General features: G+C 74.1%; 9 protein-coding genes. 6 read left to right on the top strand and 3 right to left on the bottom strand.

All coding sequences use genetic code 11. The features are described from left to right. Positions 1-94: 94 nt before the first annotated feature. The 3 genes from AF1_RS13635 to AF1_RS13625 all read right to left on the bottom strand — a co-directional run bounded on the left by AF1_RS13635 (position 95) and on the right by AF1_RS13625 (position 3,826). Positions 95-589 carry a hypothetical protein gene (locus AF1_RS13635; RefSeq protein ID WP_067797667.1) on the bottom strand — a complete coding sequence of 165 codons (495 nt, stop codon included), beginning with the start codon at positions 587-589 and terminating at the stop codon, positions 95-97. Positions 590-661: 72 nt separating this feature from the next. Continuing rightward, positions 662-2,305: a glycoside hydrolase family 3 protein gene (locus tag AF1_RS13630; RefSeq protein ID WP_067797664.1), complete on the bottom strand. Its 1,644-nt coding sequence runs from the start codon at positions 2,303-2,305 to the stop codon at positions 662-664. A gap of 267 nt (positions 2,306-2,572) precedes the next feature. After that, entirely contained in the window at positions 2,573-3,826 is a 1,254-nt protein-coding gene (locus AF1_RS13625; RefSeq protein WP_242608613.1) for an N-acetylglucosamine kinase, read from the bottom strand. A gap of 62 nt (positions 3,827-3,888) precedes the next feature. On the opposite strand from AF1_RS13625, the gene AF1_RS13620 reads away from it, so the two are divergent. The 6 genes from AF1_RS13620 to AF1_RS13595 all read left to right on the top strand — a co-directional run bounded on the left by AF1_RS13620 (position 3,889) and on the right by AF1_RS13595 (position 9,800). After that, positions 3,889-4,866, top strand: coding sequence for a MurR/RpiR family transcriptional regulator (locus tag AF1_RS13620; protein WP_084262860.1), 978 nt, complete (start codon positions 3,889-3,891; stop codon positions 4,864-4,866). A gap of 53 nt (positions 4,867-4,919) precedes the next feature. Next, positions 4,920-5,759 carry an N-acetylmuramic acid 6-phosphate etherase gene (locus tag AF1_RS13615; protein WP_242608620.1) on the top strand — a complete coding sequence of 280 codons (840 nt, stop codon included), beginning with the start codon at positions 4,920-4,922 and terminating at the stop codon, positions 5,757-5,759. 265 nt (positions 5,760-6,024) lie between these two features. Further along, positions 6,025-6,672 carry an HAD family hydrolase gene (locus AF1_RS13610; RefSeq protein ID WP_242608612.1) on the top strand — a complete coding sequence of 216 codons (648 nt, stop codon included), beginning with the start codon at positions 6,025-6,027 and terminating at the stop codon, positions 6,670-6,672. Positions 6,673-6,696: 24 nt separating this feature from the next. Next, the gene (locus AF1_RS13605; protein WP_067797652.1) at positions 6,697-7,206 is read left to right on the top strand and encodes a DUF6912 family protein; all 510 of its coding nucleotides are present in this window, start codon (positions 6,697-6,699) and stop codon (positions 7,204-7,206) included. Positions 7,207-7,337: 131 nt separating this feature from the next. Next, on the top strand, positions 7,338-8,969 hold the full coding sequence (gene pruA, locus AF1_RS13600; protein WP_067797649.1) for an L-glutamate gamma-semialdehyde dehydrogenase: 1,632 nt from the start codon (positions 7,338-7,340) through the stop codon (positions 8,967-8,969). Positions 8,970-9,089: 120 nt separating this feature from the next. Then, positions 9,090-9,800: an HAD family hydrolase gene (locus AF1_RS13595; protein ID WP_067797646.1), complete on the top strand. Its 711-nt coding sequence runs from the start codon at positions 9,090-9,092 to the stop codon at positions 9,798-9,800. Positions 9,801-9,917 lie beyond the last annotated feature (117 nt).

Here is a 9,917-nt window from a genome sequence, read left to right as displayed (position 1 = left end):
GGCCGCCGCCGCCCGCGAGGCCCGCACGGCCGGGCGGGCACGGGAGGCGGCCCGCGCGCATCTCCCCGGCCTGGCGGCCCTGGGCCTGTGACCGTCAGAGCGTGATCCGCCAGTGGGCGCCGGATCCGCGGAGGGTGAAGCTCGCCGTGAGGAGACCGCCCGGACGGGCGGGCTCACCCTTCCAGGCCAGGTCCTCGAAGCGGACCGTGTAGCCGCCGCCCGGCCCGGGCTCGCAGGACGGGACGGTCACGCCCCGCAGTGCGGCGATGTCCCGGGGGCGCAGCTTCGCGCGCGCCCGGACGAACCCGGCGCGGCACGCGGCGGGCCCGCCGAACACCGCCCGCTGGTAGGCGGGCGTCAGGTAGCCGCAGACCCCGGCGTTCCCGGCGGCGATGCCGCGCAGGTACCGGTAGAGCACGAACCGCGCCGGGAAGGTCTGTTTCGCCGGCACCGCCGCGACGGGGTCGGCCGGCTGCGAGTCGCCGGGCTCCGGGGTGAGCGGCGGCATCGTGACCTTGTCCTGCCCGCCGCAGGCGCCCAGCAGCGGGAGCACGAGCAGGGCGGCGGCGATGAACGGACGGACGCGCACGGAGACCCCCGGGGGAAGAAGGCGGCCCGATCCTCCCAGGAACCGGTCTCCCGCGTCCATCGAAACCCCTGGTCACGGGTAGCCGAGTCCGTATCCGGCCGGTTTGCCGCCCGCCGGTACCGGCAGCCTGCCCGTCGGCTTCACCGCCCCGCTCAGCACCTTGGCGAGCGCGTCGATCGAGACCGCGCCGGCGGAGTAGGTGGCGAGCGCCGCCGCCGCGCCGCCCGCCGCGCCCAGGTCGTAGGGACGGCCGAGCGCGGCGACCACGACCGGTTTCGGGCCGAGCGCCCGGACCCGGGACGCCGTCGCCGCTCCCGCGTTCTCGGTGGTCAGCACGGTGACGTCCGCGGAGCCGGGGGAGGCGGTCGCGACGCCATGGCGGCGGAGGGCCGCCTGGAGCCTGGCGCTGCCCGGACCGGACACGGCGACCTTCCTGCCCCTGAGCGGCAGCAGCCCGCCCCTGTTGCGGACGAGCGTGACCGCGTGCTCGGCGACCTGCCGGGCCGTGGCCCGGTGCGCGGACGCGCCGACCGCCGCGCTCGCCTTGGCCGGGTCGACGGCCGTCCCCTGGAAGAGGCCGCGCCGCTGCTTGAGCCGGAGGATGCGGGTGACCGACTCGTCCAGCCGCTTCTGCGTGATCTTCCCGGATCGGACGGCCCGCACCACCGCGTTGAAGGCGCGCGGCAGGCTCGGCGGCATCAGCAGCTGGTCGGCGCCCGCGTTGATCGCCCGCACCGGGACGGCCGCGTCGCCGTACTTCTCGCGCACCCCCGCCATCTGCAGCGAGTCCGTCGTGATCACGCCCTGGTAGCCGAGCCTCTCGCGCAGCAGCCCGGTCAGCACCGGCTTCGACAGGGTGGCCGGATCGCCCGACCTGTCGAGTTTCGGGACGACGATGTGGGCGGTCATGATGACGTCGACACCCGCCGCGATCGCCGCCGTGAACGGGGGCGCGTCCAGGCGCTTCCAGAGCGCCGGCGAGTGCCCGATCACCGGCAGGCCGGTATGGCTGTCGACGGCGGTGTCGCCGTGCCCGGGGAAGTGCTTGGCGGTGGCGGCGACCCCGGCCTCCTGGTAGCCGCCGACGGCCCCGGTCACCATCGTGGACACGAGGGCCGGGTCGGACCCGAACGAGCGCAGCCCGATCACCGGGTTGCGCGGGTTCACGTTCACGTCGGCGTCCGGCGCGTAGTCGAGGTTGATGCCGACCGCGCGCAGCTCGGTGCCGGTGACGCGGGCGGCGGCGCGCGCGTCCGCCGGATCGCGGGTCGCGCCGAGCGCCATGTTGCCGGGGAACCGGGTGATGAACGGCGTGCGCGACACGATGCCCTGCTCCTCGTCCACCCCGAGCAGCAGCGGGATCTTCGACGCCTTCTGCAGCGCGTTCGACTGCGCCGCCGTCCGGGCGGGGGAGCCGAAGTTCTCCGGGAAGTAGATCAGCCCGCCGACGTGATACCCGCGGATCTTCGCGAGGGCGTCGGCGGGGCCGGAGAAGGCGGGCACGAACAGCTGGCCGACCTTCTCCTCCACGCTCATCTTCGCGACGCGGCCGGGAATCCACGCGTCCGGCGCGGCCGTCCGGGCGGTCGGTGAGCCGGGCGCGGCGGACTCGGCGGACGGCGTCCGCCCGCTCTTGCCGCTCCCACCGCCGCAGCCCGCGACCCCGCAGGCCAGCAGGGCCGCCGCCGCGAGCGCGAGGGGACGTGAAGCACGCACCTGACCAGGCCCCCCGACGTGGTCTCGGTTCCTCGGTCGCATCGGACGCCCGCGACGGTAGCCGCTCCCCCGTCCGCTGTCGACTCGATCTCGGGTGGCTCTGGTGTCACCGTGGTCACACTGATCACGATGGACCCCGGACTCGCAGGCGTTGCGGATCCTGTGGGGTCCATCGCGATGCACTGGACGGCCGTGATGCCGTCCGGTCGGCCGGGCCATGGACGGCCGGGCCGGGTTCCGGGTCGCCTTCCGCGCGGGCGGAACGGCTCAGCCGGGCAGGGGGTGGCCGAGACGGCGCAGCGCCATCCCGGCCGCGCCGACGGCTCCGTCGCCGGCGCGGCGCGGCGCCTCGGCGAAGCGGTCGCGCAGCCCGCTGCGGACGGCCTCGGCGACGGGGCCTTCACGGAGCACCGAGCCGTGCATCACGACCGGTGCGCCGGGGTCGGGCAGGGCCGGGCGCACCGCGTCGACGTCGCGCAGCAGCCACTGCGCGGCCTCCTCGGTGATGCGCCTGGCCACCGGATCGCCGGCGGCCGCGGCGGCGGCGACCACCGGGCCGAGCCGGCCGAGGGCCGCGGGCGGGCGGCCGTACACCTCCTTGATGATCGCTTGGGCGAGCCGGGGATTCGGCGGTGCCCCGGGCAGTCCGGGATGCCCCGGTGGATCGGGGGCCACCGGGTGGCCCGGCGGCCCCAGCGAGCCCGGCGGCCCGGTATGCCCGGCGTGGCCGGGCGGACCGCCGCCGGATGGGGGACAGGGGGCGTCGGGGAGCAGCACGGCGGTACCCGTCCCGCCCCCGCTCGGGGGCGCCCCACCGGAGGTGAGCGAAGCGGCCTGCGGCAGCACGGAGGTGCCCGGTGACGACGAAGGGGCGCCGGCCATGGCCAGCGCCCCCGGGCGGCGGGGTCTTCGCCGTTCCGCGTCCATCTCCGCGACCACGGTGGCGCCGAGCAGCGCCCGGGGGACCGAATCGGTGAGCAGGGTCGGGGAGCCGCGGCCGTCGTAGGCGGCGAGCGCCGCGCGGACGGCCTCCTTCCCCAGCCACACCGCCGAACCCTCGTCCCCGACGAGCCAGCCGTAGCCGTCCGCGCGCTGCACGATCGTCCCGTCGCTGATGACCGCCGCGCCGGCGCCCGTGCCGGAGAACACCACGATGCCCTTGGGCTCGCTGGTTCCGGCGGCGAACGCCACCGCGATATCGGTCACCACCGCGGGCGAGCCGCGCAGGCCGACGGCCTGCCAGGCCTGCCGCGCCGCGGTGACGGCGGCGGGCCGGCCGGCGGAGCCGGCACCGGCGATGCCGAACACGCCGGTGAGGATGTGGGTACGGTCCAGGTCCCCGAGCGCCTCCCGCAGGGCGGTGGTCAGCGCCCCCGCGGTGTCGCCTCCGGAGTTGGGGTTGGCCCCGGGGCCGGTGCCGGAACCGGCCAGGGCGCCCCCTAGCGTCAGCACGACGCAGCGGGTTTTCGTGCCACCCGCGTCGATACCGACCACGTAAGGACCGGCCAAATGGGTCAACACATGGGCGACCGTAGCCTTTTCTACCGTTGACGGGACATCCTGCACGTAAGAAAATTTCCTCCATGAGGAAACCCATCGGCCCCGAACAGGGCCTTGAGCGGGGGATCACGGGGGATCCCGGAGCGCCGCCGGAGGAGGCGGCGCCCGGCAGGGACGCCACACCGCTGAGCACCGTGGTGCGGGTCCGCTCCCTGCTTCCCTCGCTGCCCCCCGCCGAGCGACGAGTCGCGCAACGCGTCATCGAAGACCCCGAGGGGGTCGCCAACTCCACCATCACCGAGCTCGCCCAGACCTGCGGCACGTCCGAGACCACCGTCATCAGGTTCTGCCGCGCGATCGGGTTCCACGGGTACCCGGAGCTGCGGCTGACCCTCGCCACCGAGGCGGGACGCGCCCAGAGCGCCGCCGGCGGACGGATCATCGGCAGCGACATCAGCCCCGACGACTCCCTTGAGCAGATCGTCGAGAAGGTGACGTTCGCCGACGCCCGCGCCGTGGAGGAGACCGCCTCCCAGCTCGACATCAAGATGCTCGAACAGGTCGTGGACGCGGTCGTCGCCGCGGACCGGGTCGACGTCTACGGCGTCGGCGCCAGCGCGTTCGTCGCGGCCGACTTCCAGCAGAAGCTGCACCGCATCGGCCGGGTCTGCTCGGCCTGGTCGGACGCGCACATCATGCTGACCAGCGCCGCCGTCCTCGGGATCGGCGACGTGGCGATCGGCATCTCGCACACCGGCGCGACGGTGGAGACCATCGACGCGCTGGAGGTCGCGAAGACCAGGGGCGCCACGACCGTGGCGCTCACCAACTTCCCCAAGTCCCCGATAGCGGAGGTGGCGGACCTGATCCTGACGACGGCCGCGCGGGAGACGACCTTCCGCTCCGGCGCCACCGCCAGCCGGCTGGCGCAGCTCACGGTGGTCGACTGCGTCTTCGTCGGAGTGGCGCAGCGCACCTACGGGCCGACCCGCAAGGCCCTGGAAGCCACGTACGAGGCGGTCCGCGGACGGACCGTGCGACCCGACCGGAGGCGTCGGTGATCGATTGCGAGCTCCCCACGGAGGGCCGGAACCCCCGGACCCTCGATGTCGACATGCTGCCGACCATGGAGGTGCTGCGCCTGATCAACACAGAGGACGCGACCGTGCCGACGGTCGTGGCCGCCGTCCTGCCCGAGATCGCCCGGCTGGTGGACCTCGCCGTCGACTCCCTGCGCGCAGGGGGCCGCGTGCACTACTTCGGTGCCGGCACGTCCGGCCGGCTCGCGGTGATCGACGCCGCCGAGCTGCCGCCGACGTTCGGCATCTGGGGCCGGGTGGTGGCCCACCACGCCGGCGGGCCGGGCGCGCTGTCCCAGGCGGTCTCGGGCGTCGAGGACGACACCGACCTCGGCCGCCGGGACGCCCGCGACGTCCGGCCGGGCGACATCGCCGTCGGCATCGCGGCGAGCGGCCGCACCCCGTACGTGGTGGGGGCGCTGCGCGCCTCCGCCGCGGTCGGGGCGCGCACGGCGCTGATCAGCTGCAACCCGCACACGCCGTACGGGGACGAGGTGGAGGTGCACATCGGGCTCGCCACCGGGCCCGAGGTGATCAGCGGCTCCACCCGGATGAAGGCGGGCACGGCGACCAAGCTCGTGCTCAACTCCTTCTCCACCACGCTGATGATCAGGATGGGGCGCACCTACTCCAACCTGATGATCAGCGTGAACGCGCTGAACTCCAAGCTGCGCGCCCGGCTGGTGCGCATTCTCACCGAGGCGACGGGGATGGACGCCCGTACCTGCGAGAACGCGCTGGCCGAGGCGGGGGGGAACACGCGCGTCGCGCTGGTCTCGCTGCTCGGCGAGGTGCCCGCGGCACGGGCGACGACGGTGCTGGAGGAGGCGGACGGCGGCGTCCGCGAGGCACTGCAGAGGCTGAGGTCCGCCTGAAAGGACCGTGCAGGTGAAATCGGGGGGCGACGGCGGGCGGCCGGCGCACCGGAAGGGACGGACCGGCGGGGGGAGACGCCGGCCGATGGGGGGTCCGCGCCGTGCGAGCCACGGCGCCGGTCAGTTCTCGTAGCGGCGCAGTTCCCCGCGGGCGACGGTGCGCACGTGCACCTCGCCCGGGCCGTCGAAGATCCGCATGGCGCGGACCCACGTGTACGCAGAATGGGATTCGGTTGATCTGGGCGGGATCGCCTACCATCGGGGGGTGCCCTCCGAACGACCCGTGAAAGCCGTCATCACCGACTGGGGCGGCGTCCTCACCTCCCCGCTCGCCGACGCCATCGCCGTCTGGCTCGCCGCCGACCGCATCGATGCCGAGCACTACAAGAACGTGATGCGCGCCTGGGTGAAGGAGGCCTACGACGGCGCCGGGACGAACCCGATCCACGGGCTGGAGGACGGCTCGCTCTCCACCGGGGAGTTCGAACGTCTCCTCGCCGCCGAACTGCTCACCGTCGACGGCGGCACCGTCGAGGCCACCGGGCTCATCGCCCGCATGTTCGGCGCGTTCACCCCCGTCGAGCCGATGTACGACGCGCTCCGCTCCGTCCGCGCCGCCGGGAACCGCACCGCGCTGCTGTCCAACTCGTGGGGCAACGAGTACCCGCACGACCTGTTCGCCGACCTCTTCGACGCCGTCGTGATCTCCGCCGAGGTCGGCATGCGCAAGCCCGACGAGCAGATCTTCCGGCACGCCCTCGGCCTGCTCGGCCTGGACGCCGCCGAATGCGTGTTCATCGACGACATCGAGCACAACATCCGCGCCGCCGAGGCACTCGGCATCCGCGGCATCCACCACACCGATCCCGACACCACCATCGCCGAACTGCGAGACCTCGCCCTGCTGCCCTGACGGTCTGGCAGACTGCTGACCGTCATGCGCGTCTACCTGCCGTCCACGCTCACGCTCCTCGCCGGCGTCCACGCCGCGGGGGAGATCGGCCCCGCGCCGCTCGCCGCCCACGCGGTCACGCCCGCGCTCCGCGAGTGGTACGCGAGCGGCGACCTGGAGGAGCTGGAGTACGCGGCGATGTCCGCCGCCGCCCGCGCCTCGCTCCGGCTGCTCGCCGCCGACCCGTCCGCCCCGCGCCGCCGGGTCGTGCTCGCCGCCGAGGTGCCCGACGCCGCGGCCGGCCGGCCCCGCGGTGCCGCCGGCCCCGCGAACGGCGACCGTTCCCTGGTCGAACTGTCCGCCCCCGTCCCCTGGAAGAAGATCGCCTCCGGCCACGTGGACGACATCGCCGCCGTCCCCGACATCACCGCCGCCGTGGCCGCCCTCACCGCCGCCGACGCCGGCGACGAGGACGCCCGCTTCACCGTGGACGGCGCCGAGGGCCACGAACTCCTCTGGTACGCCACCCAGGAACTCCCGCATCTGCTCGATTAGCCCAGTGCCCTGGCCGAGGGTGTGGGGTCGCCTCCCACAATGACGCCGGCGCGGCCGGTATTTCGCTCGCGGGTGGGCGGGTAGGTCCTTCGGCACGTCGACAACGCCGTCGGATCGCAGGGAGTCGCCAGATGGACGCCGTCACCACCGTGCCGGTACCGGCGAACGAGCCGGTGAAGGGGTATGCGCCGGGCAGCGGCGAGCGCGCCGCGCTGGAGGCCAGGATCAAGGAGCTCGGCGGGGCGCAGACCGAGCTGACGATGACGCTCGGCGGCGAGCGGCGCATGGGCGCCGGCACGCCGATCGACGTCGTGGAGCCGCACAACCACGCGCACGTCCTCGGCCGCATGGGCGAGGCCACCGAGGCGGACGTGACCGAGGCCATCGCCTCGGCGCGGGAGGCGGCGCCCGCGTGGCGCGCCATGGCGTTCGAGGACCGCGCCGCGATCTTCCTGCGCGCCGCCGAACTGCTCGCCGGGCCGTGGCGGGCCACGCTGAACGCCGCGACGATCCTCGGCCAGTCCAAGTCGGTGCAGCAGGCCGAGATCGACGCCGCCTGCGAGCTGATCGACTTCTGGCGGTTCAACGCCGGCTACGCGCGGCAGATCCACGAGCAGCAGCCGCTGTCGCCGCCGGGCGTGTGGAACCGGATGGAGTACCGTCCGCTGGAGGGGTTCGTCCTCGCCATCACCCCGTTCAACTTCACCGCGATCGCCGGGAACCTGCCGACCTCGCCCGCGCTGATGGGCAACGTCGTGGTCTGGAAACCGTCCCCGACGCAGCAGCTCGCCGCGCACTTCACGATGCGGCTGCTGGAGGCCGCCGGCCTCCCGCCCGGCGTGATCAACATGGTCACCGGGAACGGCCGGGCCGTCTCCGGCGTGGCGCTGCGCCATCGCGACCTCGCCGGCCTGCACTTCACCGGGTCCGTCGGCACGTTCCAGACCCTCTGGCGGGCGATCGGCGAGAACATCACCGGCTACCGGGGCCATCCGCGGATCGTCGGCGAGACCGGCGGCAAGGACTTCGTCGTCGCGCACCCGTCCGCCGACCCGGCCGTGCTGAAGACGGCCCTCGTCCGCGGCGCCTTCGAATACCAGGGGCAGAAGTGCTCCGCCGCGTCCCGCGCCTACATACCGCGTTCGGTCTGGGACGGGATGCGCGACGAGTTCTGCGCCGAGGCCGAGTCCCTCACCATGGGCAACGTCGCCGAGGACCTGTCGGCCTTCATGGGCGCCGTCATCGACGCCCGCGCGTTCGCCAAGCACCGCCGCGCGATCGAACGCGCCCGCGGCATCGACACCATGAAGATCCTGGTGGGCGGCGAACTGGACGACTCGCGCGGCTACTTCGTCCGGCCCACGGTCCTGGAGTCGTCCGACCCGGCCGACGAGATCTTCACGACCGAGTACTTCGGCCCGATCCTCGGCGTGCACGTCTACGACGACGGCGACTACCACGCCGTCCTCACCCAGATGGAGAGCGTGTCCGAATACGGCCTCACCGGCGCGATCATCGCCGACGACCGCGCCGCCATCGCCGAGGCGACCGACCGGCTCCGCTTCGCCGCCGGCAACTTCTACATCAATGACAAGCCGACCGGTTCGATCGTCGGCCAGCAGCCGTTCGGCGGGGCCCGCGCGTCCGGCACCAACGACAAGGCCGGCTCCGTCTTCAACCTCACCCGCTGGACGAGCGCCCGTTCCATCAAGGAGACCTTCGTCCCGCCGACCGACTACCGCTACCCCCACATGGGTCCCTGACGCACTCCCGCGCGGACGGTTGCGGTCGTGGGCGGCAGGCCGGACGATAGGCTCGCTTGACCGCCGCGGGTACCGGGACCGGTGCCCGCCCACGCCCCTCCGACCGCGCATGGGAACGGGATGTCGACGCTGAACCGCCTGGTGCTGTGGAACATCGATCACACGCTGGTCGACGTCGGGCGGGTCACCCGGGACGCCTACGCCGAGGCGTTCCAGCGGACCATCGGACGGCCGCTCGTCCGGCTCGCCCCGACCCCCGGCCGCACCGAGTCCGAGATCATCTTCGAGACCCTCGCGTTCAACGACGTCGTCACCACCGACGACCACCTGCCCGCCTTCGTGAAAGCGCTCACCGAGGCGTTCGCGGCCCGCCGCGCCGACCTGCGCGCCCACGGCCGGGTCCTCGCCGGCGCCCGCGAGGCGGTACGGGCGCTCGCGCACGTCCCGGGCGTCGTCCAGTCCGTCCTCACCGGCTCGGTGCAGCCGAACGCCGTGCTGAAGGTGACCGAGCTGGGCCTCGCCGACCCCCTCGACCTCGACGCGGGCGGCTACGAGAACGGCGTTTACAGCAAGGCCGCCCTCCTCGAACTGGCCCGCGGCCGCGCCGGCGAACGCCACGGCACCGCCTACCCCGAGTCCGCGGCCGTCTACATCGCCGACTCGCCCCGCGACGTCCAGGCGGCCCGCATCGCCGGCTCCCCGATCATCGCCGTCGCCACCGGCAGCGCCACCGAGGCCGAACTCCGCGCCGCCGGCGCCGGCACCGTCCTCGCCACCCTCGCCGACACGAACGCCGTGGTGGCCGCCGTGGCCGACCTCACCCGGATGTGACCGCCGGGCGCCGGGGATGAGCGGGCAGGGCGAGGCGCGGGCGCGCGAGGTCGCCCGCCGGCAGGGCTTTGACCTGGGGTGGGGCGGTGCTCCGGCGCGTAGCCGCGGGCGGATCGG

The sequence above is a fragment of the Actinomadura formosensis NBRC 14204 genome (assembly GCF_001552155.1).
GTDB classification, from domain to species: Bacteria; Actinomycetota; Actinomycetes; order Streptosporangiales; family Streptosporangiaceae; genus Spirillospora; species Spirillospora formosensis.
Note: the sequence above shows the minus strand (reverse complement) of the source record. Positions and strands in the feature narration are given on the sequence as shown.

Excerpts from the sequence above, each read along its gene's own strand:
- AF1_RS13620 (WP_084262860.1), top strand. The coding sequence starts at position 3,889 with ATGAGGAAACCCATCGGCCCCGAACAGGGCCTTGAGCGGGGGATCACG.
- AF1_RS13615 (WP_242608620.1), top strand. The coding sequence starts at position 4,920 with ATGCTGCCGACCATGGAGGTGCTGCGCCTGATCAACACAGAGGACGCG.
- AF1_RS13605 (WP_067797652.1), top strand. The coding sequence starts at position 6,697 with ATGCGCGTCTACCTGCCGTCCACGCTCACGCTCCTCGCCGGCGTCCAC.
- pruA (WP_067797649.1), top strand. The coding sequence starts at position 7,338 with ATGGACGCCGTCACCACCGTGCCGGTACCGGCGAACGAGCCGGTGAAG.
- AF1_RS13595 (WP_067797646.1), top strand. The coding sequence starts at position 9,090 with ATGTCGACGCTGAACCGCCTGGTGCTGTGGAACATCGATCACACGCTG.